This window comes from Dongia soli (assembly GCF_034044715.1).
In the GTDB taxonomy this organism is placed as follows: Bacteria; Pseudomonadota; Alphaproteobacteria; order Dongiales; family Dongiaceae; genus Dongia_B; species Dongia_B soli.
Map to the genome: position 1 here is coordinate 263761 of NZ_JAXCLW010000001.1, position 23691 is coordinate 287451.

Genomic DNA, 23691 nt, shown 5'->3' on the forward strand with positions numbered 1-23691 from the left:
GTTTATTGGGCCGCTAGATCTCAGACTCCCAGATATGCGTGTAATTTGTCGATATTCCGGTCCAGCACTGCATTCTCGATCATATCCACCACCCGCCCCTGTTCGACAATGTAATGGCGGTCGGCGAGTTGTGCGGCGAAGCGGAAATTTTGCTCAACCAGAACGATGGTAAAGCCTTGCCGCTTCAGCTCATGAATGGTCCGCCCGATCTGCTTGATGATGACCGGCGCCAGGCCCTCTGTCGGCTCGTCAAGCAGCAACAGCCGGGCACCGGTCCGCAGGATGCGCGCGATCGCCAGCATCTGCTGTTCACCGCCTGACAGCTTGGTCCCCTGGCTATCGACACGCTCCCGCAAATTCGGAAAGAGCGCGAAGATTTGGTCGAGCGAAAGCCCGCCTGGGCGGATGACCGGCGGCAATAGGAGATTCTCCCGCACCGACAGGCTCGCGAAAATGCCCCGTTCCTCGGGGCAGTAGCCGATGCCGAGACGGGCGATGGCATCCGACGATGCCCGGATGATTTCATGACCAGCGAATTGAATCGATCCTTCCCGCTGGCGCAGAATGCCGATGATCGCGCGTAGCGTCGTCGTCTTGCCTGCGCCGTTGCGGCCCAGCAATGTTACGACCTCACCATCGCGCACCTCGAAACCGAGCCCATGGAGGACATGTGATTCACCATACCAGGCGTCCAGCCCCTCGACTCGCAGCAACGAATGCGACGCGACATCACCCATGGCCGGTTCCGAGATAAGCTTCGATCACCTGGGGATCCTGTGAGATTGAGGCATAATCGCCTTCAGCCAGTAGGCGTCCGCGGGCAAGAACGCTGATCCGGTCTGATAAGGCGGCAACGACCGAGAGATTATGTTCGACCATCAGAATGGTGCGGTTTGCCGCGACGTGGCGGATGAGGGCTGCCATCCGCTGGATATCCTCATGTCCCATGCCAGCGAGCGGTTCGTCCAGCAACAGCATGTCAGGGTCCAAAGCCAGGGTTGTCGCAACTTCAAGAGCCCGTTTACGGCCATAGGGCAGCTGACCGGCCGGCAGACCCGCAAAATCCTCCAGGCCAACATCTTCGAGCAATACCATTGCCGGTTTGTCGAACGCCTTGAGGGCTCGCTCAGACCGCCAAAAATCGAAGGAAGCCCCGCGCTGGCGCTGCAACGCGATGCGGACATTTTCCAAGACCGTCAAATGAGGAAAGACCGCGGAAATTTGAAAAGATCGGACGATACCCAGCCTGGCAATATCCGCCGCCCGCAATGACGTGATATCCCGGCCCTTATAGATAATCGAACCGCTGGTTGGGGCGAGAAATTTCGTCAGAAGATTGAAGCAAGTGGTCTTTCCTGCACCGTTGGGACCGATCAGCGCATGAATGGTGCCTTGTTTGATTATCAGGCTGACACCATCGACCGCGCGAAAACCGCCGAATGCGATCGTCAGATTTCGCGTGGCGAGTATCGGCTCCGCCTCCATCCCATGCACCTCCCCCGATCAGGTCACATCGTCGTATCTGCTTGGTTGGCCTGCCGTCCTTCTCCGGAACAATCAGAGCTTATGAAAACATGCGACATACGTCGAGAGGCAAGGTCGAAAGCAAAGCACTGTTCAGCTCGCCATCAGCTGCCGCCTCCGCCTCCGCCGCCCCCGCCGCCGGAGCTGCCACCGCTCGAGCCGCTGCTGCCGGAGCTACCGCCCGAGCCGCCCATACTGGAGCCCGAGCTGGAGCCGCCGATGCTGGAGCCACCAATGCCCGAAGAGCCCGATTGCGGCGCTGTGGAGCCAGGTGAGGTGCAGATGCCGGTGCCACTTTCATTTGGGGTCCCGGCATTTGGATTCCCGACGGCATTTGGATTCCCGACACCCCGGGTGTTTGGAACTGAGCTGTTGTTCAGCGTATTGCGCGTTCCCATCGAATTGCCGACGCCGCTCGTACTTGGCAGTGTACCGGTAACGCCTCCGCTCGACGCGCCAGGCGCGGTTCCACCACCTGGACCGCTTGCATCCAATGCCGGATTGTAGTTTTGGCTTTCCTTGGCCGCGCGTTGGCGGCGGCTTTCACAGGCCGTACGCGCAGCCGGTTCCAAAGCGGCGCAATCGGAGACCGGCGGAAAGGTTTTCGGTGTCCCGCTGCCGGCCGTCCCGCTTGGCTGAAGCGTGCTGGTGGTCGGTGTGATTGTCGGTGTTGTCGTATCACCGGTTTGGGCCAGCGCCGCCGCCGGCAGCAGGGGCGCAACTAGCAGCAAGCTCGCAAGGAGAATTGAACGGCTCATGACATTACGCTCCACAATTGTTTTTAATTAAAACGGGGCAGCCGGAGATGGTTCCGCTCAAGCCGTTCGATGGAAATCACCAATTCGGCATAAGGACCTCTGGTCGGGCGCGTCATCTCATTCCATCAAGTCATGGCTCGGCCTGGATCGGCTGGACGCGAAGAAGTCCAAGAGAAGCTAACCCATGGGAAAAACGACGCCCTGGCATCTTTTGGTCCCTCAGAATATGGTCGCAAAAGCCCTGTGCCGCGTTGCAGCATTCCTCCGCATCATATCCAACTGACAATTAAGCGACGTGTCACGCTTTGCCGAAACTTTTAACTTCATCGAAAGCCGGTTTCGACCGAGCCATAAGAGCATATGCTCAGGGGAGCGACAGACGCACCACCCGGCCGCGTCAGTCGGTGTCTTTCGCGCTTTCCCTAAGTCTGCGTGCTTTTGCTCGAGTGCCATCGGTTGTCGCTCGATAATCGTGACCAGGGGATGTGAATGGATCTTGAACTATCGCCGCAGGAAAAAGCTCTTTCTGTGAAAGCCCGCGACTTCTGCGATCAAGTGCTCATTCCGCTTGAGCTGGCGGTCGATGAGCATGGCGAATTGCCGATGGATCGGCGCGCCGCTGTTCGCCAGCAAGTGCGCGATTGGGGTTTCGCCGGCATCAATCACAGCAAGGAAGATGGCGGCCTCGGGCTGACGATGCTGGAGCAAACCGTCATCGAGGAACAACTTGGACGGGTCACCAATGGCCTGTGGAGCTGCGTCTGGCGGCCACCGGTTAGCCTCAAATTCGGCACCGAAGCACAGAAGCGCGCCTATCTCCAACCCGCTTGCCATGGCGAGCGTCGCGGCTGCTTCGCCATCACCGAAGAAAATGCCGGCTCCGATCCTCGGCAGGTTGAAATGAGCGCGACGCGCAAGGGCGATCGCTGGGTGTTGAACGGGGAAAAGTGGTTCGTCACATCCTACAATGCGTCGGATTTTATCATCGCGCACGCCCATGTCGATGGCGACCCCGATAAGCCAACCCTGTTTCTGGTTGACAAGCCGGCGGCCGGTTTGGTGCATCTCCGCTCGCCGAAATTCATGCATAACTTTGCCTTCGATCACGCCGAGCTGCGTTTTGAGAATGTCGAACTCGGCGCCGATAAGGTGCTGGGCGAGATCGGGCAAGGCTTCGAGCTGACCAAGGATTGGTTCGTGGAAGCGCGCTTGCAGATCGCCTCGCACACCGTCGGCGCTGCCATTCGGGCCGCCGAGATCGCCAACGACTATGCCGCCAATCGCGTCCAATTCGGCCGGCCGATCCGCGATTTCCAGGCGATCGATTTCATGCTGGCAGATATGGCGGTGGAAATATTCGCCGCGAAGACCATGCTTTACCGCGTTGCCTGGGAGATCGACCGGAAGCTCGACCGGAAACTGGTCCACGCCCGTGCCAGCGCCTTGAAGCTGTATTGTTCGGAAATGGCAGGCCGGGTGATCGATAAGGCTTTGCAGATTCTGGGGGGCCGCGGATATATGCGGGAAAACCCGGTGGAACGCCTATACCGCGATATCCGCGTCGACCGGATCTGGGAGGGCACATCAGAAATCCAGCGTTTGGTCATCGCCGGACAGATTCGCAAGCGCGGTTTCGAGACTTACGCCGGATGGGTGTGACGTGCGGGGTGACCGTCTTAACGCCCTCCTCCTGATCCTTCCGGCGACCGCTTTTCTTCTACTATGGTTCGTCGCGCCGCTTTGCCGCCTGCTGTCACTGGCCTTCACCGGAGAGGCAGGCGGCGCCGAAAGCCTATGGACCCTGCTCTCCAGCAATGTCTATCAGCGGGTGCTGATCAATACCCTCCTGGTCGCCACCATTGTCACGCTGCTGACGCTCGTTCTCGCTTGGCCAGTCGCTTATGTGCTGACGCGCCTTAAAGGCATCGGTTTCATGCTGATGCTGTACGGCGTGCTGTTTCCCTTCTGGATATCGGTCCTGGTCCGCACCTTCTCCTGGATGCTGCTGCTGGAACGCAATGGGCCGATCAATCGTTTGCTGATGGGGCTCGGCGTCACCAATCAGCCACTCGCCTTGTTGTTCAACGAAACCGGTGTCCTGATCGGCATGACGCATGTGCTCCTTCCCTATGCGGTCCTGCCGCTGTTCTCGGCGATGAATCGCATCGACCGGCGGCTGCTACAGGCGAGCGACGGCCTCGGGGCCGCGCCATTCGATACCTTTCGTCGGGTTTATCTGCCACTCAGCCTGCCCGGCCTCTTCGGCGGCGGCACCTTCGTCTTTCTGCTGTGTCTTGGATTCTTTATCACCCCGGCGCTGTTGGGTGGGGCGAACGCCATGACGTTGTCGATGCTGATTTCCAGCTTCGTCACCGACCGCCTCGCCTGGTCGCTCGCTGCCGCTGGCTCCATCATCCTGCTGGCAATCGTTCTCGTCCTGATGGGACTGGCTATGCGGCTTCTGCCGCTCGACAAGGGCATGTTTGCGAAATGAGCCAGTTATCTCCCCGGCTGCGATGGATCGCTTATGCCGGCGCTAATCTCGTGATTGCGTTTCTGGTCCTGCCGATCCTGGCGGTCATTCCGACATCGTTCAATCAGGCCAGCTTCATTACGATCCCGCCAACCGCATGGTCGTGGCGCTGGTATGAAGCGTTTTTCCGGGATACCGAATGGCAGAGCGCCCTCTGGGTCAGCGTTCAGGTCGCTGTGCTCGCGACGCTGATTGCCTTGATTGCCGGTACGCCGGCCGCGATCGGATTGCAGCGCCTGCCACAACGGCTGCGGGCTGTGATGACAGGTCTTTTCCTGGCGCCGATGATCGTGCCGGTCATCGTCAGCGCCGTCGCCATCTATCGAACCGCACTCGATATTGGCCTGAATGGCACACGGATCGGCATGGCGCTCAGCCACGCTGCTCTCGCCTTGCCTTTCGTCGTCATTAATATCGGCATCTCGCTGCGTGGCGTCGATTCACGCTGGCTGCAGGCGGCAGCCGGGCTCGGCGCCACCCCCTGGACCATCTTCCGCACCATCACCCTGCCCAATATCAGGCCGGGCCTGGTGGGCGGCGCTGTCTTCGCCTTCATCACTTCCTTCGATGAAGTCGTCATTGCCGTCTTCATGGCTGGCTATGGCGCGAAGACCTTGCCGGTCAAGATCTGGGAATCGATCCGCCTCGAATTCACGCCGGTCGTGGCCGTCGCGGCGACGCTGATGATTCTCCTCGCCGGGATCCTATTCATCCTCGCCCGAGTGATCGGCGCCAAGCGCAATGGAGTAACGGTATGAGTGGCATTGGCCAGGCTTTGCGTTTCGATGGCGCCACCAAGTCGTATGGAGAGATGGTTGCCCTGCAGCCGACCGACCTCTCCGTCGAAGCGGGCGAATTCCTGACCCTGCTCGGCCCCTCCGGTTCCGGCAAGACCACATTGCTCAATCTTATTGCCGGTTATGCCGAGCCGAGCGGCGGCAGCCTGTGGATCGGCTCACGCGATGTCACACGCCTCCCCGCCCGGCATCGCAATATAGGCATGGTCTTTCAAAGCTACGCCTTGTTTCCGCATATGACGGTCGCCGAAAATGTCGGCTATGGTCTGACCGTTCGCCGCCGGCCGGCAGCGGAAATTGCCCGGCGTGTCGAGGCTGCCCTGCAATTGGTGGAGCTTGCCGGCTATGGCGCCCGGCCGATCCAGAATCTCTCAGGGGGCCAGCAGCAGCGGGTCGCTTTGGCGCGGGCCCTGGTCATCGAGCCGGATGTCCTGCTGATGGATGAGCCGCTGGGCGCGCTTGATCGGCAGCTTCGCCGCAACGTACAGCTTGAACTGCGCCGGCTGCATGAAGAACACCGCCGGACCACTCTCTATGTCACGCATGATCAGGAGGAAGCCTTGATCCTGTCGGACCGGGTGGCGGTCATGCGCAACGGCCGCATTGAGCAGATAGGCAAGGTTGCCGACCTTTACGCCAATCCCGCGAACAGCTTTGTCGCCAGCTTCATCGGTGAATCAAATCTGCTGGAGGCCCGGCTCGTATCGCAAGAGGCCGGTCGGGCAGAGGTTGAAGTGCCGGCCTTGCGCCGGCATGTCTCGGCGCTCGCCCCCGCGCGGCTCACGCCAGGCGAAACCACCCGCCTATTAATGCGACCGGAACATCTGTTTCTGGATGACGCCGGTCCCGTTGAAGCCATGGTGATGGAAGTCGTCTATCTCGGTGAGTTGACGGCGCTCCGGCTAGAATTGCCGGCGGGCGAACGGTTATGGCTACGCCAACTAACCGGAGAAACGGTCGCGCGCGGTGCAACAATTCACGTGAACTGGCAGGACGAGCATCTACGCGTCGTGCCGATAGCCTAATAACCGACAATTTCAAGAATGGGAGGAAGCCATGCAGAGGCGTGATTTTTTGTTGGCGGGGTTAGGGGCAGGTGCGGCACTCGGTCTGGCCGGGCTGCCGAAATGGGCGAGAGCTGATCGGCCTTTCACCTTTACATCTTGGGGCGGTGCTTTGTCGGCATCCGAGAAGTCATCCTTCATGGATCCGTTTGCCGCGATGAAAGGCATAACCATCAACAACACCTCGCCGACGGAGACCGCCAAGATCAAGGCCATGGTCCAGGCCGGCAACGTGGAATGGGATCTGGTCGATGTTGGCGGCCGGACCGTCTGGCAAGGTGCGCGCGACGGTTTCCTGGATGTCCTGGACATGAACAAGATTCCGAATGCCAAAACACTCCCGTCCCAATTCGTGGCCTCCCACGGAATCGCCACCTCCACCGGCGCGACCATCTTCGCCTGGTCGACCAAAGCTTTCCCAGCGGATGCCGGGCCGCAATCCTGGGCTGATTTCTGGGATGTAAAACGCTTCCCCGGTCCGCGAGGTCTCTACAAATATTTCTACTATAATTACGAAGCAGCCATGCTCGCGGCCGGCGTGAAGCGGGACGAGGTGTTTCCCGTGACGAAGGAAAAGGCTGAGATGGCCTTGGCCAAAGTCAAAGAACTCAAACCGAACGTCTCGGTCTGGTGGGGATCAGGCGCGCAGCCGCCGCAGTTGCTGTCGACGGGAGAGCTCGCTTTGTCGTCCGCTTGGAGCGGACGCGTCCTTGCCGCCACCGCCGAAGGCGCCCCTATCGGCTATACCTATAATGACGGTATTGCCTGGGCGAATTGGTGGGTGATTCCAAAAGGTACGCCCTATCGTGACGTGGCTCATGAACTCATCAATTATGCTCTGGAGGTTGAACCACAAAGCAAGCTTCTCTCACTTAAGACTTACGGGCCGGTTTTAGCCGATGCTGCCGCTAAAGCCGATGCAGACACGCAGAAAATCCTCGTGATGGCCCCCGAAAATATCAAGAACATGCTCATCCTGAATGAGGAAGAAGCCGAGAAATACTCTCGCGATTACGAGGAGAGCTGGAACCAGCTCATGCTGGGATAAAAGCCCGCTTGATACGCTACGGTCCTCGCGTGGCAACAAAAGGCCGCGCGAGGTCCTAGCCGCGTTAGACGCAATTTATAGAATTGGGCACGCTGATCGAGCGAACCACACCTTGAGCTAGGATATGAAGCATCGGCAAGAGGTGGCGCGGTCCACGGCATCCTCTTTTTAGCGTTGCTCGATCGAAATATAATGTCATCCCTCCCTGTATTTGGTCCTCTGCGAGAACCTTTTCATGCTCGACGCCGAACGAGCCGGCACCTGCGCTTTCCGTTTGAACAGCGGGTTGCACTGGTTCAACCGTCAGCTAGCCAGGGAGCTGACGGGCTTATGAGCCTTGGTCATATGGGTGTGTGAGATAACAAAATTTTCCAGCCGGACTGTAGTCGAGATATGGCCGGAAAATTCTTAAAAGCGTCTATTAGAGTGACGGCGTCCACATTTAATTGACTTTGATTGCCAGGCCATCGTCGTTATTCTCGGCGCTCTTATTACGAGATATAATTTTTTAGCTGCTGTTGAGCTACTTTTAATCGCATGCAAATTTCTTGCGGCCCTGCTCAGCGGTTTTTCATCATCCCGTCACCAACGCCCGACGATAATCCTTGTAGGACAGGGACATCTTTCGTTTCCGGGCGGAGCGAACGTGGTTTCCGGGATGGCTTCCTATTTGCAAGCCTCTATATTCCAGTTAGAGTTACTACACCATAGGTCGAAGATTACCATTGGGGGTTCGTTGAGTTCCATCGACAGGCGGCAAGACAGGGATGCGAGAGGGATGGCTTGCATGCTCAGGCGGTTCGGTAGCGCACAGATGGGGGTGACTCATGCGTAGCGTCCTGTTCAAGCGCGATTTGATAGAGGTCCCGGAACGCCAGGAAGATCAGCAAAATCATGCCGCTGGGAGCGATGACAGCGGGGACTTGCTGAGCAGTCTATATGATGTGACCGGCGCGCCGCAGAATTGGATGCGTTTTCTCGGTCATGTCACGCCTTTATTGCATGGCAAAGTGGCGACGATCGCGACCTTCGCATCCGGCGACGAAGCGGACCATCTTCATGCCTTTCACCTTCAGGCGGGCGAAAGCACTCAGCCGGCGGCAGATGCCGATGGTAAGGCCGATATGCCGGTAGCATCGAAAGAGAATTCGATGCGGTCTGCCTTGCCGATCGCGACGCTTCAGCACCTTCTGACGCTGGAAACGCCTTCAGTCACGGCGATGTCAATCGACCAGCCTTGCTTGTTCCACGACCTGGGCATGACGCAGGCCCTTATCGGGCTCTGCAGTCGTCATGACGGCGCGTTGCGCTACATTGCTGTTGGCTGCCGGCATGAACCCGGTTTTTCCATGGCTGATGAACTTCAGCTCCAGCCGCTGCTGCCGCATATCGCCCGAAGCCTTCATCTCCACCTTCTGATCGACCGTCTCTCTGCCGGCGTGAACACTGCGGCGACGCTGCTCGATCGCCTTCCGCTCGGGATCATTTTCTTCGACGAACATGCGACATGCTTGTCCATGAACGAAAACGCGCGGCGTGCCGTTAATGAAGCCAGATCCTTGCTGCGGCATATGCAGACCTATATCTTGTCACGCGCCAAGACAGGACGCCCTGGCGGAAAGGGGACGCGACCTCACGTCTTGACGCTGCCGCCCAATATGGGCGAACAACATTTCTTCTTACTGACCTGGGATATTTTGGCCGAAGGCCAAGACCGGATGCACACGGTTTTCTTCATTTTGAGCCCCGACCAAAAGGTGCAGATCGACGATCAGGCGCTTTGCCGGTTATTCCGTTTGACTGCTGCCGAAGCGCGGGTCGCGGGATTAATCGCGAACGGGACACATTTGGATGATATCGCCGAGCAGCTCGATGTCAGCCTGAACACTGTGCGGACTCACCTCAGACACATATTTGAAAAAACCGGCGTCGAACGCCAAGCAGATCTGGTGCATCTGTTGCTTCGCGCGCTCGTCGCTATTCGCGCCCCCTAGCCATTCAGACGCTAGCGCACGCAGTTGTCGCTGGCCGACTCCCAGAAAACCGGCAGTCAGCAAGCTCTGCTGGCTTCTTATCTGCCGTGGATTCCGATTCCGGCTAAGGACCGTCGCCTGTCCATGCAACGCTTACGCAGCGCTGTATCCTCTTTATCCCAAGGGGAACCAGGAGCATCACGCCGGGACGGTCATGGCATTTAACATCCCCTTGCACTCCCGAACCCCGGACGTCTTCATCGAAAGCTATAGTCTCCCTTCCGATCGGCGGCGAAAACACCTGCCCGATCGCCCATATCGGCCGCGCGCACCGCAAATTGCCATGATCAAATCGGAAGATGCTTCAAGTAAGAAGCGATAATGCAAATTTCTATTACCTCATTTGTTTGAGTGATGACGCATCTCTTCGATTGATGGTTTCATACTCGGGTCGCTGAGCCATAGAAGCCGCAGGATAAAAACGGCGGCTCATCGTACAGCCGGCCTGCGTCGTGCTGGCTTCGTAAATCGGGAGGAGACCATGACGAAGCTTTTAATCGGAGCGTCGGCACTGGCACTGGGTGTGTTGGGCGCGTCGGGGGCCTCGGGGAATCCGAAGAATGTGTTTTCGGATGATAACAACACCGTGGTCAACAGCACCGCGCATGCTTTCGGCGATGTGTATAGTGAATCCTACAACGGCCGAAACGATGGGGTTTCCTATCAAAGCCTGAGCGCGACCACCGTCGACCTCGATCTCGCCGGTTTGGCTATCCCTGTCTTTTCCGGCAATGCGGCGACCGGTGACGTCCGCGACAATTCGGGCGCAGCCAATGTCTCCACGACTTCCGGCACGGCGAGCATTCCGCATCAGGCAATATCGGGGGCAGCGGTCGGCGAGGTGAATCTCGGGCAATGAACGAGCCCAGCACAATCTGACCTCGCGGAGGTTCCGGCGAGCTGTCGGCAGGTTTCGACCGCCTGCCGGCCGAGGTGGGACGATCACGAGATCGATCCCGCGGTGGTACTCATGCATCTGGCTTCCAGCATCCGCAATGGCATACCCCCAAGGGCCAGGATGCCGCGCCAGGTCATGAGTACCACGTCGCCGGCTTCCTCCTCTTTTGCGAGGCACGCGATGATCGTTAGAGATTCGATCATGGCGCTTGGGCGAAAGTACGATCTCCCAATGCTGTGATTCCAGATCCGTCAAACGGTCTTTGCATCCGGCGCTCTCATTCACGAGCACGTGTCTGCGTGAAACTGCCTTTGTGCAAAAGCGTTCACATCTCGAGCGGTCGGAAGCGGTGCGGCGAGCTGTCGCGCTATTCTGCAGGCCGCAATAATCTGACATGGAGCCGGTACGAGGGAGCTGCCTATGCGCCGCCTGCATTATTTCGATGGGTTGCGCGGTTGGGCAGCGCTTGTCGTCGTCCTGCATCATCTGGAATTGACCTTCGCCCCTGAGCTGCAGGGACAAAAAGATGCGATCTCGCCTATCCTCGGGCCCTTCTCCTTTTTGGCAGACGGACCGCTCGCTGTCGCCATCTTCTTTATTCTTTCGGGGATCGTGCTGAGCGAGGGTCTCAAGCGAACAGAAGTTACCAATCCTGTAACCGGCCTGACGAGCCTGATCTTGAAACGCTGGCTACGTCTCAGTCTGCCCATCATCGCCGCCGGCATCCTGGTCCTCACGCTCTTCGCGCTGCTCGGCGATCGCACGGTTGAAACCGGTCGCTTGACCGGGTCGGGCTGGATCGAAGATCTGTTTCCGCCCGGTTATCGGCCTGATCTGCTGGAAGTATTGCACGAGGCGATCTTAGGCGCTTTCATCGGCCCGAACACGCCATTGCATGATCCGGTACTCTGGACCATACGCGTCGAGTTTCTCGGCTCCATTCTGGTATTCGCTCTCTGCCTCTTTGTGCGCAGCGGCTTCGCCCGGCTCGCGGCCTGCGCGCTCGCAGGTGCTGCGCTGATTGCGACACCGGCCTGGTTGTTGAATTTCTGTGCCCTCTTCGCCATCAGCGTCGCGATCAGCGATCTGCGTCATCTGTCAACTCGCGATGACCAGGAAGAGCACTATCGAATGCTGCGCGACATCACCGGTCTCGGCATGATCTTTCTGGCGACTTGCGTCTACCCGGTGCTGGATCTGCATTTACCCGTCTTTATGCAGCGCCTCGGCGAGATCGCCGATCCGGCCGGCCACCTGAGCCAATGGACCGCCCGGTCGCTTCTGATCGTCGGCGGCCTCATTCTGTCTCGCAGCGCGCAGGATTTCCTGTCGCGGCCGCCCTCCTTGTTCCTCGGGCGTATCTCTTTCGGGCTCTATCTTCTCCATGTTCCACTTTTGTGGTCGGTCGGCGGCTCAGCCTATATCGCGATGAGCCGTCATTGGCCACATTGGGCCGCCGCCGTCGTTGCGAGCCTCCTGGTGCTGATCGGTTCCGGCTTAGCGGCCGCAATTTTCCACCGGCTCGTCGAACGGCCGGCCATCCGTATCGCGGCCAAAGCCAGCAATCTGCGGCTTTATGCGCTGAGACGAGCGAGCTAACTTCCCTAAACGACGCGGACCCGAAGCTCGCCGATGCCATCGACACCGCCTACCAAAGCATCACCGCGCTTCACTGGACCGACGCCGGCAGGCGTCCCGGAATAGATCAGATCGCCGGCCTGCAGCACGAAGAGGCCGGAGAGATAGCTGATCATTTCCGGCACTTTCCAAATCAATTGATTAAGATCGCCCTCTTGCTTGAGGGTGTCATTGACTTTCAGCCAGACCTTCCCCTTGCTGGGATGGCCGATCTCGCTCGCGGGGACGATTTCGGAACAGGGTGCTGCATATTCGAAAGCCTTGCCGACTTCCCAAGGCCGGCCGGCCTTCTTCGCCTCGCCCTGCAGGTCACGCCGCGTCATATCGAGCCCGACGGCATAGCCAAAGACATGGTCGAGGGCCTTCTCGGCGGGAATATCCTTTCCACCGGATTTCAAGCTACGACCATTTCAAGTTCGTGATGAACATCACCCGATTTGTCCGGATACGGGAAGTCACCACCCGACAGCACAAGGCTATCCGGATTTTTTTGAAAGAAGAACGGCGCTTCACGATTTGGATCATGCCCCATCTCAATCGCATGCTCGGTATAATTCCGCCCGACGCAATAGATCCGATGCACTGGGAAGACCTTGCTGGAGCCACGGATCGGCAAGACCGGATTGGCCGGCGGCGTAAAGAGGTAATCGGTACGGGTATTCATCACGGTCATTGCCTTGCTCCTGCATAATACTCGACGCGTTTTTCAAGCAGCTCCATTCCCTCTGCCAACAGCATCGCGAACGCGAAGAGCAGAATGGTCAGGGCCCAGAACTCCTCCATCAGGAAGTTCCGGGAATAGAGTTCGAACAATTCGCCATAGCCGATGATCGAGACCAGCAACTGCCCGATCACCACACCTTTGACACCACGGATCAGGCCAAGCCGGATGCCGGCCAGGATTTCCGGTAAGGCTGCCCAGAGGATGATCTTGGCGTAGATATCGATCCGCTTGCCCCCGAAAGACTTGGCCATCTCGATCAAGGAGGGCGCCACATGTTTGACGCCGGCACGGGTATCGAGCGCGATGATCCAGACGGCGAACAGGAAGACGGCGACGATGATCGTTGCTTCACCCATGCCGAAAACGATCATCAAGACCGGGATCAGGGCGGAAAGGGGGGCGCTGACGAAGACGTTGACCCACATGCCGATCAGATTGTCGGCCGCCTTCACCCGTCCCATCAAGACTCCCAGCGATATCCCGACGAGGACTGCGAAGGCCATGCCCATGGCGAAACATCTGAGCGTTGTCCAGGTGGCGCTGTAGAATTTTGCCGAATTCAGCAAGTCACCCAGACTGGCGAGGACGCCGCTGAAGGGCGGCACCAGCATTAGAACGCCCGACCGGCCGATGATTTCCCAGGCGATGCACCACAGCAGGAGCGATGCCATCATCGGAATACGAATGCCGAATAGTGTCATCGTGCCGCCTCAATCGACATATAGCCGCAGACCCTGCCAGATCTCTTCGACCGTATCGAGATATTGGCGGTCGCGGCGGATTTCATCGGGCGTGCCGGACCGGTCGATCTTCGGCGCGACGATCTGCGACACGCGGCCCGGCCGTGGCGACAACAGGATAATCTGGTCGGAGACATAGACCGCCTCTTCGATACTATGCGTCACGAAGATGAAGGTCTTGTTTTCGATCCCGCGCAAGCGCAGCAAGTCTTCCTGGAATTTGCGGCGGGTCTGTTCGTCAACGGCAGAGAACGGTTCGTCCAGCAGCAGGACATCGGCATTGACCGCCAAGGCGCGGGCGAGACCGACTCGCTGGCGCATGCCGCCGGAAAGCTCATGCGGATATTTGTTCTCGAACCCGGTCAGCCCCACCTGGGCGATGTAATCGCGCGCAATCTGCTCCCGCTGCCGTTTTGGCATGCCGCGCAGTTCCAACCCGAAGGCCGCGTTGCGCAACACGGTCGCCCAAGGCATCAGGGCGAAATCCTGGAAGACGAAAGCGCGTTCCGGCCCCGGACCTGCAACAACATCGCCATTGACCCAGATCTCTCCGGAAGTTGCGTCCAGCAGGCCAGCGATAATCTTCAGCAACGTGGTCTTGCCGCAGCCGCTGGGACCCAGCAACGTGGTCAGGGCGCCGCGTGGGAAGCCGAGATCGATATCCTGCAGCGCAAGAAGCCCGCCGGGATAGACCTTGTTGATCCGCCGCACCTCGACGATGTTATCGACCTGCGTCATGACCTCTCCCGACCGATCTGGCTCAACCACTCTCATATCTGTTGTCGTCATGCGTCGTGCGGAAATCATGTCACTCCCCTCTCTTTTCCGGCCGGAACAAGGTGGTTTCAACACGCTGGAGGACAGCGAGCGTCATGGCCGAAAAAACGATGATTGAGGCGATGACGGCATACATATGCGCATAATTCGCCACCGATCGGTGATAGGTGATGAGATCGCCAACACCGGTCGGTGTGATCAGCAATTCCGCCAGGATGACGCCGACGAAACCGGCAGAGATACCCAGCCGCAGGCCGGCGAAGATGACCGGGCTGGCATCGGGAATGATGATCTTCCAGATTTGCTGCGGCCCTGATCCAAGAAAAGAGCGGCACATGGCGACCAGTGATGGATTGACGTTGCTGACCGCCTTGTAGCTGTTCAGCGCAATGACCGGCAGCGCCAGGATGCAAACGGCCAGCGTCTTTGCCGTGAGCCCGATGCCATAGACAAAGGTGATCATAGGGATCAGTGCCGCCACCGGCGCTGCTTGCAGCACAATGAAGGCCGGCGCGCCGACCCACTCCACGCTCTTGCGCAGGCCCATGGCGATTCCGGCCGAAACGCCGATAACAGCGGAAGCGAGAACGCCAATCACCAATGGCTGCAGGGTAGAGAAATAGGCTTTCACCAGGGAGCCGTCTGACAGCATCTCCCAAAAGGCGGCGATACGATCGGAAAAGGGTGGAAAAGCCAGGTTGATGGGGATTCGCCCGGCGACTTCCCAGGCGCCGCAAAGCAGGGCGATCGAGGCCAGGCGCCACCAGAGCAGCGATCCGCCATGGCCGGGTTCGGCATCGGCGATCGCTGGTACTCGTGACACTCCAGCCGTTCCATCAAACCTGGCTTCCATCGGCCGCCCCTACTGCCGGCCGAGTTTACCGAGCGCGCGGTTCAGCGGCTCGAAAGTCCAGAAATCCGTCACCTGTAGGCTGGCCGGATCGCCTTGGAGCTGCCCGGCCAGCGCATAGAAGGCGAAATCGTCCTTCACCGATACCTCGCTGCCGCCATTGCTGGGGAAGGTGGCTGCCGCGACGGATTCCTCGTAATACGGCACCACTTCCGGTTCGAGATCGGCCGGCAGATCCGCCAGAAGATTATATTGCTTTCGAAGTTCGGCGATGCTGGCCGGCTTGGCGTTGATCTCGCGCCAGGTCTTCAGCAATTCCTCAACCAGGATATCGATCGAAGCCGCGTTCTTCGCCAGAAACTCGGTATTGGCATAAAGCGCTTCGTCGGTGGCATTGACACCTTCGACCGGCAAAACGGTGAATTTGCCCGGCGCTTTTTCCATGAGCATGCGATGCCCGGCAGCATCCACGATGGATGCTTTGACATTCCCCTGAAGCAGCGCACCGGCGCGGACTTCGGAGCCCGGTATATAACTGATATTGCTGTAGGTGATGCCATTGCGCTGGGCCATCAGCTTCATGATGGCTTCGGTGCCGGAACCGCGCGAATGCACGGCAACTTCCTGGCCGTCCAGATCCTTCCAGCTTTTATAGTATTCGGTATTCACGATCGGATAGAAGCGCAGGGTACTCATCTGGAAAAACATGCGGATCGGCGCCTTCACCTTTTGCAGGAGTGCATAGGGTGTTCCCACGCCGATATCCGCCTGACCCCCCACCACGGCCTGGGCGGCGACATCTTCCGATTTGAAGAAGGTGACCTGCACGTCCACGCCACGCGCCTTGGCTCGCTCCAGTGCAATGAGGAAATTAAGCGTTTCAACCGTGGCGATATCGCCAAAGGCGACACGGACCGGATCGGCGGCCGATGCCCCCGTTATCCCGCCGGCACTTACCCCGCCGAGAATCGCTGCCGCCATGCCCACCATGGAACAGCGACGCGTGATGCTCCTGACCTGTTTGAACATGCCATCCTCCCTACGGTTGAGTCTTTCTTATCGGGCTTGAACAAACCAATTTAAAATTGGTTATATTTGGTTGCAGGCGAGAGTCAACGACAAAACGGAAAAATACTATTGATTGGGCCTGACGGATAATAGATAGTCTCAAACCAATCACGGAATTGGTTAAACCACATGACGGTATCAACCTCGGAACACGCGGTCTTTGAACCAACAGGCTTAGAGCATGGGGGCGCCCTGACCCAGTTGCGGGCCTATCTCGCGCAGTCGCAACTTCCGCTCGACAGCCGGCTGCCGCCGGAGCGGGAGTTGTGCCAGACACTGGGCACCAGCCGCGCCGAATTGCGCAAGGCCCTGGCCGTGCTGGAAGCCGAGGGCCAGCTCTGGCGCCATGTCGGCAAAGGAACGTTCGTTGGCAGCCGGCCGATCGACACGATGGCCGATATCGCCGCGATCACCCGGCGCACCAATCCGACCGAAGTGATGCGCACACGTTTGCTCCTGGAACCGGAAGTGACACGCGTCGCCGCGCTGATGGCGACGTCGGCCCAGATTGCGGAAATGCGCGGTTGTCTGGTCAAGATGAGGCAGGCGCAAACCTGGCGCCAATACGAGGCCTGGGATAATCGCCTGCACCGCATCATCGCCGAAGCAACCCAGAACTCGCTGATGCTTGCCTTGCTCGACACGTTGAATGCGGTCCGCCGGGCTGTTGTCTGGGGCCGGTTGCGGGCAAACAAAGTCAAGCCGGATGCCGATCACCATAGTTTCGCCGAACATGCGGCCATTGTGGAAGCGATCGAGGACCGCGACATGGAGCGCGCCGCCGCCGCCATGCGGGTGCATCTGGAAAGCGTCGAGCAGAATCTGCTGAAATCCCGCGGCGCTGCAGCAGAGCCGAAACAGCCGGTGATGAACCGGGCTTGATCCATCGGCTAAAACGGCCAATTCTGTGCCGCGACAGATAACGTTCACATGGCCTTCCGGCGCAATCACAGGCAGACCGACGATAGAATGCAGAAACCGCCAAAATTCGTGCTGGATGGCCAGGGACCTTTGTTCAAGCAGATTGGTCGTGCCGTCACTGAACAGATTCTGAAGGGTCGCTATAAACAGGGCGAAAGGTTGCCTTCCGAGGCGGAACTCACCGATATCTTCTCGACCTCGCGCCAGACCGTGAATAAAGCCATCACCGAACTCGCCAAGCACGGATTGGTCGAGCGCAACCGGCGCGCCGGCACCGTCGTCTCCTGGCAGTTCCAGGAGCGTTTCGTCTTGCCTCTCCGGGACGTGGCTGATGATCTGGAGCAAAGCAGCCAAGTCTACGAATATCGCATCCTGGAACGGAAGATCGTGAGGAATGGCAAGAACGGCATCCGCTGGTCGGCGCTGCCGTCCGGCAGCAAGCTGCTTTATCTGCAAACACTGCATCTGGCGGACGGCTTGCCGGTGCAGTTGGAGACCCGCTACATCAATTACGACACCTTCCCCGATATCGAGCAGGAGACCTTTGCCGATATTCCGCCCAGCAAATGGCTTTTGCTGAATATCCCCTGGTCGGAAGTCGATCATGCGATCCGGGCGACCAATGCGACCGAGGAACTGGCGCAGAAACTTGGCGTCAGGCTCGGCACATCCTGTCTGGTGGTCGATCGCCAGACCTTTCATCGCGGCAAACCGATCACCTTTGTCCATATGGTCTATCCCGGGGACCGGTTTTCCATCAAAGGCAGGTTCAACCTGGAAACGGGCCAGGATTGGCCGCAAAGCTGAGCTGATCCTAGGTTGAGTTGGTCGCGAGGCTAATTTCCGGCCGACTTCACGCCACAAGCGAGCCGATCCTAAGTTAATGACCGCACATTATCTGTCGGAAAGGTAGTTTATTGCTGAATTTACGAAGCCATCGTGTGTTCTACTCGTCATTTTGTCTGTACAAAATATCCGATTGCCGATAGCGTCCGGGGGCGAGCTAGAATACGGACATGCCGTTGCCTCGGGAGCCCGCACAAGACGACAAAGCAGCCGGAGAGATGAAAATGGTGGGAATCACCTTGCAGCCAGGATCCGTCACGCTGGCGGATCTTCGCAGGATCTATCGAGACGCACCGAAGGTGCAGCTTGATCGGGCTGCGAAAGAGGCCGTCGAGGCCTCATCCCGCTTGGTTCAGGAAGCGGCCACCGGCGACGCGCCGGTCTATGGCATCAATACCGGCTTCGGCAAGCTCGCCAATAAGCGCATCGCACCATCGGAAACCGAGCTGCTGCAGCGCAATCTCATCCTGTCCCATTCCTGCGGTGTCGGTGCGCCGCTGCCTGCCGCCATCGTCCGCTTGATGATGGCCCTTAAGCTGATCTCGTTGGGTCGCGGCGCCTCCGGTGTGCGCTGGGCGGTGATCGCCCTTCTGGAAGACATGCTGGCGCGCGGTATACTGCCGGTGGTGCCGGGCCAGGGCTCGGTCGGTGCGTCGGGCGATCTCGCTCCTTTGGCGCATATGACGGCCACCATGCTGGGCGAAGGCGAAGCCGTCTATCAGGGCCGCCGCATGCCGAGCCGCGGAGCATTGACCGCCGCCGGCCTCACCCCCATCATTCTGGGCCCGAAGGAAGGCCTGGCGATGATCAACGGCACCCAGTGTTCGACCGCCATGGCCCTGGCCGGCCTGTTCGATGCATGGGATCTTGCCTGTACGGCGCTGGCGACGGGCGCGCTTAGCGTCGATGCCGCCATGGGCTCTCTCTCCCCCTTCCGGCCGGAGATTCATGCTTTGCGCGGCCATCGCGGCCAGATTGATGCGGGCAAGACCCTGCTTTCGCTGATCCAAGGCTCTCCCATCAATGACTCCCACCGGATCAACGATACCCGCGTGCAGGACCCTTATTGCCTGCGCTGCCAGCCGCAGGTGATGGGTGCCTGCCTCGACCTCCTGCGCAATGTCGGCGCAACATTGCAGATCGAGGCCAATGCCGTAACCGATAATCCCCTGGTCCTGACCAGTGACGGCAGCATCGTCTCCGGCGGTAACTTCCATGCCGAGCCGGTCGCCTTCGCCGCCGATCAGATCGCGCTCGCCGTTGCGGAGATCGGGTCGATTTCGGAACGCCGCATCGCCACTCTGGTCGATCCCGCACTCAATTACGGTCTGCCGGCTTTCCTGAGTCCTGCTGCTGGCGTCAATTCCGGTTTCATGATCGCCGAGGTCACGGCCGCGGCGCTGATGTCGGAAAATAAGCAGCGTGCTGCTCCCTGCAGCGTGGATTCCACGCCGACCAGCGCCAATCAGGAAGACCACGTCTCCATGGCGGCCCACGCGGCGCGGCGCCTGATCGATATGAACATCAATCTCTCAGTCATCGTCGGTGTCGAATTGCTGACTGCCGCTCAGGGCGTCGATCTGCGCGCTCCTTTGCAGACCAGCAAGCCTCTGGCGCAGGTCATCGCCGCCTTGCGCAAGGAAGTGGCATTCCTGGAGAACGACCGTTACATGGCGCCGAGCCTGGAATCGGCAGCGGCTTTGGTTCGGGCGGGTGCGGTTCTCGAAGCAGCAGGCCGCGATCTCTTTCCACAGCTCAGCCTCGGCAATTGAAGCACATATAAAAGGCGAAGGCGCGCCCGCGCGATCATCTTGGGCGCGCCTTTATCTTTTCCGCATTGCGCCCAGCTCATTCCCGGCGATAGGACACGCCCAGCATCGCCGGCGCCCGGCTGGCCCGCCGGCGGATCATCAGCGCGACGATCGCCGCGATATAGGGGAGCGCCAACAGAATCTGATAGGGGATCGCGATGCCGACCCCTTGGATCTGCAATTGCAGCGCATCGAGGAACGAAAAGAACAAGGCGGCCGCGAGGATCCAGCCTGGCCGCCAGCCGCCGGCAATCACGATCACCAAGGCCAGCCAGCCGCGGCCATTGACCATATCTGGCACGAAATGCGCCGTGGACGCGATCGTCAGGCAGGCCCCGCCCAGCCCGGCCATGGCGCCGCCGAAAATCACCGCCCCATATTGCCGGGCGGCGACGCTATGGCCTTTGATATCCAGCGCCTTGGGATTTTCGCCGATGCAGCGGATCTCCAGGCCGAGGCGGGAGCGGAAGAGGAACAGCCAGATCACCGGCACCAGCAGGAAGGCAAGATAGGTAAGGAGGCCCTGATTGAAGAGAATCGGGCCAATGACCCGAATATCTGACAGCAATGGAACTGGCGAGGTGCGGAGGACGCTGATGCCGGGTACCTTTTCCATATCCGCAAAGGCCGCACGCAACCAATAAGTCGAGAGCCCGGATCCCAGCAGATTGAGCGCGAGACCGGTCACGATCTGGTCGATCTTCAGGCTGATCACCATGACGGCGAAAATCAGGCTCATCACGGCACCGGCGAGTAAAGCGGCGACGAGGCCGACCAGCGAGGAGCCGCTTTCATATGTCGCCAGCCAGCCGATGAAGGCGCCCATCAGCATGGTGCCTTCGATCCCCATATTGTAGACCCCGGCCCGCTCTGCGGTCACTTCGCCCAGAGCGGAAAACAGGATCGGCGTCGCGATCCGGATGGTGGCGGCGAGGACACTGACGATGATGCCGAGATTGAGCAGGTCACCCCACATGGTGCAACCTCCGCAGCCGGAACTCGCTCGCGGCCCAGGCAATCAGGAAGAACATCAGGATGATCGCCTCGACCGCATAGATGAGCGCCGACGGCACGCCGGATTTGATTTGCATCAACGTCGCGCCATTGAGCAGCACGCCGAACACCAAGGCGGCCGCGACCACACCCATAGGCCGGAGCTGTCCCAGGATCGCGATGATGATGCCGGTATAGCCGAGGCCACCGAGCGTGCCGCTTTTCAGCCGATGTTGCACGCCATAGACCTCGAAAGCACCGGCAAGCCCGGCGACGGCACCGCTGATCGCCATCACGACAATGATCAGTCGTGTGATCTTCACGCCCTGGAATTCCAGCGCCCGCAGATTGGACCCGGCGGCCCGGATCTCGTAGCCCAGCGATGAGCGCAGCAGCATGACATGAACGAAGGCTGCAACGATGAGAGCGAACAGGAAGCCGAGATGCAAGCGCGTTTTTGCCAGAAGGATGGGTAATTGCGCCGCATCCGGCACCATCGCCGTTTGTTCGAAGAAACTGCCGGCCTCGGTCCAGGGCCCATTTTGCAACAACAGGGACAGGGCATAGACGATGATGTAGTTCAGCATCACCGTCGAAATCACCTCATCGACCTGGAAGCGCGCCTTCAGGATACCGGCGAGCCCGCCCAGCAGGGCGCCGCCGATCAAGGCGCCGACGATGACAGCTGCGATCTGGATAGGTGCCGGTGCATCGCCAAGGGTACTTTGGCACCAATAGGCGAACATGGCGCCGGCAAAGACCTGCCCCTCCGCGCCGATATTCCACAGCCGGGCACGGAAGGCGATGGTGCAAGCAAGTCCGGTCAGGATAAGCGGTGTCGCCTTGACCATGGTTTCGGCAATGGCCCGCTTGCTGCCGAGGCCGCCTTTGAGCAAGGCCGCGAAAGCCTGCCAAGGATCGGCGCCGGCGGCGATGAAGAGGCCTGCGCAGACGAGCAGCGCACAGGCACCGGCCAGAATGAGCGCCAGCGCCCAGGCCAAAGGTGACCGGGTGGATCGCCGCTCGACCCGGTATCCCATGATTGCGGTCGTTGCCATCAGTTGCTCATCCCTTTGTCGGCGGCCCGCGCATCCGTGCCGCCGGCCATCAGACGGCCGATTTCGGCGATATCAGCTTGCCGGCCGGGCAACACTGCCATGATCTCACCGCGAAAGATGACGGCAATGCGGTCGCAAAAAGCGATCAGATCTTCCAGCTCCTCGCTGGCAAGCAGGATGGCCGCACCCGCATCGCGTTTTTCCAGAATCTGCCGATGCACATATTCGATCACGCCGACATCGAGGCCACGCGTCGGCTGGTTGCACAGAAGCACACGCGAGGCCCGGGCCAGCTCCCGCGCCAAAATGACTTTCTGCGCGTTGCCGCCCGACAGGCGACGGACAACCGCTTCGGCGCCATTGCACGCAATTGAGAAATTCTTGATCGCTTCATTCGCCGCCTGGCGCAGACGGCCAACGTCCAGCGTCAGGCCGTGCCGCCAAGGTTTTTCGCGGTGATCGCCGAGAACGAGATTTTCGGCGATGGAGAAATCTGGCACCAGGCCGTCCTTGAAACGGTCTTCCGGTACATGACCCACACCCATGCGGTAGATCTCATGCGGATTGCAACTATCCAGCCGTTGCCCGTCGAGCGTTATTTCGCCAGCATCAATTGGGCGCAGCCCGCAAATCGCCTCGAACAATTCCCGTTGTCCATTACCGGCAATACCGGCCAGCCCCACAATCTCGCCGGCGCGGAAATCAAGCGAGACGTCACGCAGCAGGGAAACACCGCGCGCATCGCGCAAAGAGACATTCTTCACAGAGAGAATGGTGCCGCCACCATGGCTGCGTTCCCCGGCATCGACGATCGACAAAGCGCGCCCCACCATCATGGTGGTCAGTTCATGGCGGCTGCTATCGGCCGTGCGCACAGAGCCGACGACACGCCCGCGGCGCAACACTGTCACGCGGTCAGCCTGCAGGACCTCATTCATCTTATGCGAAATCAGAATGACCGAGAGACCATCTGCCAGCATTTTGCGTAGGCTGGCGAAAAGCAGAGCGGATTCCTGCGGTGTCAGAACCGCTGTCGGCTCATCCAGGATCAGCAATCTCGCGCCAAGATAAAGCGCTTTGACGATTTCCACCCATTGCTGCTGCCCGACCGAGAGGTCGCCGACCTCGGCATCGAGATCGAGCGAGAGCGACAAGCGCTGGCAGATTGCCTCGACCTTCCGTCGCGCCTCGGCTGCCGGCAGCCGCCAACCGGAGCCGGTGCCGACAATAATGTTTTCCAGAACCGTGAAGGTCGGCACCAGCACGAAATGCTGATGCACCATACCGATGCCGGCGGCGATGGCATCGGCCGGCGATGCGAAACGCATCTCCCTGCCATCGACATAAATATCGCCTTCATCCGGCCGGTAAAGCCCATAGAGGCAGGAGGATAAAGTCGATTTCCCGGCACCATTCTCCCCCAGCAGGCAATGCAATTCGCCGGGCATGACCGTTAGGGAAACCGCGTCATTCGCAACCAGGGCACCGAACCGTTTCGTCAGGCGCTGCACGTGCAAACGCGGTGTGGTGGCGTCGGCGTGAGCCGGGGAAACGGGCATGTTCACCGCCCGTCTCCAGCCCTGCCTATATCCTCCCACGCCAGCAAAGGC

General features: G+C 59.4%; 23 protein-coding genes. 11 read left to right on the forward strand and 12 right to left on the reverse strand.

Annotation, left to right across the window (positions count from 1 at the left end):
• Nucleotides 1-20: 20 nt before the first annotated feature.
• From SMD27_RS01220 to SMD27_RS01230, 3 genes are all read right to left on the reverse strand, one after another.
• Nucleotides 21-737, reverse strand: coding sequence for an ABC transporter ATP-binding protein (locus SMD27_RS01220; RefSeq protein ID WP_320506517.1), 717 nt, complete (start codon nt 735-737; stop codon nt 21-23).
• Entirely contained in the window at nt 730-1485 is a 756-nt protein-coding gene (locus tag SMD27_RS01225) for an ABC transporter ATP-binding protein (RefSeq protein ID WP_320506518.1), read from the reverse strand. Before SMD27_RS01225 ends, SMD27_RS01220 begins: the two co-directional genes overlap by 8 nt.
• A gap of 143 nt (nt 1486-1628) precedes the next feature.
• Nucleotides 1629-2282: a hypothetical protein gene (locus SMD27_RS01230; RefSeq protein ID WP_320506519.1), complete on the reverse strand. Its 654-nt coding sequence runs from the start codon at nt 2280-2282 to the stop codon at nt 1629-1631.
• A 489-nt stretch (nt 2283-2771) separates the two neighbouring features.
• Between SMD27_RS01230 and SMD27_RS01235 the strand changes: the two genes are divergently transcribed.
• The 8 genes from SMD27_RS01235 (at nt 2772) to SMD27_RS01270 (ending at nt 12254) form a co-directional block, all read left to right on the forward strand.
• Nucleotides 2772-3941: an acyl-CoA dehydrogenase family protein gene (locus SMD27_RS01235; protein ID WP_320506520.1), complete on the forward strand. Its 1170-nt coding sequence runs from the start codon at nt 2772-2774 to the stop codon at nt 3939-3941.
• Between the two features lies 1 nt (nt 3942).
• The gene (locus SMD27_RS01240) at nt 3943-4776 is read left to right on the forward strand and encodes an ABC transporter permease (RefSeq protein ID WP_320506521.1); all 834 of its coding nucleotides are present in this window, start codon (nt 3943-3945) and stop codon (nt 4774-4776) included.
• Nucleotides 4773-5573: an ABC transporter permease gene (locus tag SMD27_RS01245; RefSeq protein ID WP_320506522.1), complete on the forward strand. Its 801-nt coding sequence runs from the start codon at nt 4773-4775 to the stop codon at nt 5571-5573. Before SMD27_RS01240 ends, SMD27_RS01245 begins: the two co-directional genes overlap by 4 nt.
• Nucleotides 5570-6637 carry an ABC transporter ATP-binding protein gene (locus SMD27_RS01250; protein ID WP_320506523.1) on the forward strand — a complete coding sequence of 356 codons (1068 nt, stop codon included), beginning with the start codon at nt 5570-5572 and terminating at the stop codon, nt 6635-6637. The genes SMD27_RS01245 and SMD27_RS01250 overlap by 4 nt, the downstream gene beginning before the upstream one ends.
• A 31-nt stretch (nt 6638-6668) precedes the next feature.
• Nucleotides 6669-7724, forward strand: a complete 1056-nt coding sequence (locus tag SMD27_RS01255) for an ABC transporter substrate-binding protein (protein WP_320506524.1) — start codon at nt 6669-6671, stop codon at nt 7722-7724.
• 968 nt (nt 7725-8692) lie between these two features.
• On the forward strand, nt 8693-9718 hold the full coding sequence (locus SMD27_RS01260; RefSeq protein ID WP_320506525.1) for a helix-turn-helix transcriptional regulator: 1026 nt from the start codon (nt 8693-8695) through the stop codon (nt 9716-9718).
• 520 nt (nt 9719-10238) lie between these two features.
• Nucleotides 10239-10616, forward strand: a complete 378-nt coding sequence (locus tag SMD27_RS01265) for a hypothetical protein (RefSeq protein WP_320506526.1) — start codon at nt 10239-10241, stop codon at nt 10614-10616.
• A 459-nt stretch (nt 10617-11075) separates the two neighbouring features.
• Nucleotides 11076-12254, forward strand: coding sequence for an acyltransferase family protein (locus tag SMD27_RS01270; protein WP_320506527.1), 1179 nt, complete (start codon nt 11076-11078; stop codon nt 12252-12254).
• Nucleotides 12255-12259: 5 nt separating this feature from the next.
• On the opposite strand, the gene SMD27_RS01275 is transcribed toward SMD27_RS01270, so the two are convergent.
• From SMD27_RS01275 to SMD27_RS01300, 6 genes are all read right to left on the reverse strand, one after another.
• On the reverse strand, nt 12260-12691 hold the full coding sequence (locus SMD27_RS01275) for a fumarylacetoacetate hydrolase family protein (RefSeq protein WP_320506528.1): 432 nt from the start codon (nt 12689-12691) through the stop codon (nt 12260-12262).
• A complete protein-coding gene (locus tag SMD27_RS01280) occupies nt 12688-12966 on the reverse strand; it encodes a fumarylacetoacetate hydrolase family protein (protein ID WP_320506529.1) in 279 nt (92 codons plus the stop codon). Before SMD27_RS01280 ends, SMD27_RS01275 begins: the two co-directional genes overlap by 4 nt.
• The gene (locus tag SMD27_RS01285) at nt 12963-13718 is read right to left on the reverse strand and encodes an ABC transporter permease (RefSeq protein ID WP_320506530.1); all 756 of its coding nucleotides are present in this window, start codon (nt 13716-13718) and stop codon (nt 12963-12965) included. Before SMD27_RS01285 ends, SMD27_RS01280 begins: the two co-directional genes overlap by 4 nt.
• 9 nt (nt 13719-13727) lie before the next feature.
• Nucleotides 13728-14495, reverse strand: coding sequence for an ABC transporter ATP-binding protein (locus SMD27_RS01290; RefSeq protein WP_320506531.1), 768 nt, complete (start codon nt 14493-14495; stop codon nt 13728-13730).
• A gap of 70 nt (nt 14496-14565) precedes the next feature.
• Entirely contained in the window at nt 14566-15357 is a 792-nt protein-coding gene (locus SMD27_RS01295; RefSeq protein WP_320506532.1) for an ABC transporter permease, read from the reverse strand.
• 39 nt (nt 15358-15396) lie between these two features.
• Nucleotides 15397-16413 carry an ABC transporter substrate-binding protein gene (locus tag SMD27_RS01300; protein WP_320506533.1) on the reverse strand — a complete coding sequence of 339 codons (1017 nt, stop codon included), beginning with the start codon at nt 16411-16413 and terminating at the stop codon, nt 15397-15399.
• A 168-nt stretch (nt 16414-16581) separates the two neighbouring features.
• Here SMD27_RS01300 and SMD27_RS01305 point away from each other — a divergent pair, with 168 nt between their 5' ends.
• The 3 genes from SMD27_RS01305 (at nt 16582) to hutH (ending at nt 19991) form a co-directional block, all read left to right on the forward strand.
• Nucleotides 16582-17334 carry a FadR/GntR family transcriptional regulator gene (locus tag SMD27_RS01305; RefSeq protein ID WP_320506534.1) on the forward strand — a complete coding sequence of 251 codons (753 nt, stop codon included), beginning with the start codon at nt 16582-16584 and terminating at the stop codon, nt 17332-17334.
• 87 nt (nt 17335-17421) lie between these two features.
• Nucleotides 17422-18180 carry a UTRA domain-containing protein gene (locus SMD27_RS01310; protein WP_320506535.1) on the forward strand — a complete coding sequence of 253 codons (759 nt, stop codon included), beginning with the start codon at nt 17422-17424 and terminating at the stop codon, nt 18178-18180.
• A 263-nt stretch (nt 18181-18443) separates the two neighbouring features.
• The gene (gene hutH / locus SMD27_RS01315) at nt 18444-19991 is read left to right on the forward strand and encodes a histidine ammonia-lyase (RefSeq protein ID WP_379990921.1); all 1548 of its coding nucleotides are present in this window, start codon (nt 18444-18446) and stop codon (nt 19989-19991) included.
• 76 nt (nt 19992-20067) lie between these two features.
• Here hutH and SMD27_RS01320 read toward each other — a convergent pair whose 3' ends face one another.
• From SMD27_RS01320 to SMD27_RS01330, 3 genes are read right to left on the reverse strand one after another with little or no spacing between them, the layout of a single operon-like run.
• The gene (locus SMD27_RS01320) at nt 20068-21006 is read right to left on the reverse strand and encodes an ABC transporter permease (RefSeq protein ID WP_320506536.1); all 939 of its coding nucleotides are present in this window, start codon (nt 21004-21006) and stop codon (nt 20068-20070) included.
• Nucleotides 20996-22081, reverse strand: a complete 1086-nt coding sequence (locus tag SMD27_RS01325; RefSeq protein ID WP_320506537.1) for an ABC transporter permease — start codon at nt 22079-22081, stop codon at nt 20996-20998. The genes SMD27_RS01320 and SMD27_RS01325 overlap by 11 nt, the downstream gene beginning before the upstream one ends.
• Nucleotides 22081-23640, reverse strand: coding sequence for an ABC transporter ATP-binding protein (locus SMD27_RS01330; protein ID WP_320507529.1), 1560 nt, complete (start codon nt 23638-23640; stop codon nt 22081-22083). Before SMD27_RS01330 ends, SMD27_RS01325 begins: the two co-directional genes overlap by 1 nt.
• Between the last annotated feature and the right edge of the window lie 51 nt (nt 23641-23691).

Coding starts and splice junctions, on each gene's coding strand:
- SMD27_RS01325 (WP_320506537.1), bottom strand. CDS start 22,081: ATGGCAACGACCGCAATCATGGGATACCGGGTCGAGCGGCGATCCACC.
- SMD27_RS01265 (WP_320506526.1), top strand. CDS start 10,239: ATGACGAAGCTTTTAATCGGAGCGTCGGCACTGGCACTGGGTGTGTTG.
- hutH (WP_379990921.1), top strand. CDS start 18,444: ATGGTGGGAATCACCTTGCAGCCAGGATCCGTCACGCTGGCGGATCTT.
- SMD27_RS01245 (WP_320506522.1), top strand. CDS start 4,773: ATGAGCCAGTTATCTCCCCGGCTGCGATGGATCGCTTATGCCGGCGCT.
- SMD27_RS01305 (WP_320506534.1), top strand. CDS start 16,582: ATGACGGTATCAACCTCGGAACACGCGGTCTTTGAACCAACAGGCTTA.
- SMD27_RS01225 (WP_320506518.1), bottom strand. CDS start 1,485: ATGGAGGCGGAGCCGATACTCGCCACGCGAAATCTGACGATCGCATTC.
- SMD27_RS01220 (WP_320506517.1), bottom strand. CDS start 737: ATGGGTGATGTCGCGTCGCATTCGTTGCTGCGAGTCGAGGGGCTGGAC.
- SMD27_RS01230 (WP_320506519.1), bottom strand. CDS start 2,282: ATGAGCCGTTCAATTCTCCTTGCGAGCTTGCTGCTAGTTGCGCCCCTG.
- SMD27_RS01235 (WP_320506520.1), top strand. CDS start 2,772: ATGGATCTTGAACTATCGCCGCAGGAAAAAGCTCTTTCTGTGAAAGCC.
- SMD27_RS01280 (WP_320506529.1), bottom strand. CDS start 12,966: ATGACCGTGATGAATACCCGTACCGATTACCTCTTTACGCCGCCGGCC.
- SMD27_RS01310 (WP_320506535.1), top strand. CDS start 17,422: ATGCAGAAACCGCCAAAATTCGTGCTGGATGGCCAGGGACCTTTGTTC.
- SMD27_RS01250 (WP_320506523.1), top strand. CDS start 5,570: ATGAGTGGCATTGGCCAGGCTTTGCGTTTCGATGGCGCCACCAAGTCG.
- SMD27_RS01270 (WP_320506527.1), top strand. CDS start 11,076: ATGCGCCGCCTGCATTATTTCGATGGGTTGCGCGGTTGGGCAGCGCTT.
- SMD27_RS01320 (WP_320506536.1), bottom strand. CDS start 21,006: ATGTGGGGTGACCTGCTCAATCTCGGCATCATCGTCAGTGTCCTCGCC.
- SMD27_RS01255 (WP_320506524.1), top strand. CDS start 6,669: ATGCAGAGGCGTGATTTTTTGTTGGCGGGGTTAGGGGCAGGTGCGGCA.
- SMD27_RS01260 (WP_320506525.1), top strand. CDS start 8,693: ATGCGTTTTCTCGGTCATGTCACGCCTTTATTGCATGGCAAAGTGGCG.
- SMD27_RS01285 (WP_320506530.1), bottom strand. CDS start 13,718: ATGACACTATTCGGCATTCGTATTCCGATGATGGCATCGCTCCTGCTG.
- SMD27_RS01330 (WP_320507529.1), bottom strand. CDS start 23,640: ATGCCCGTTTCCCCGGCTCACGCCGACGCCACCACACCGCGTTTGCAC.
- SMD27_RS01300 (WP_320506533.1), bottom strand. CDS start 16,413: ATGTTCAAACAGGTCAGGAGCATCACGCGTCGCTGTTCCATGGTGGGC.
- SMD27_RS01290 (WP_320506531.1), bottom strand. CDS start 14,495: ATGACGCAGGTCGATAACATCGTCGAGGTGCGGCGGATCAACAAGGTC.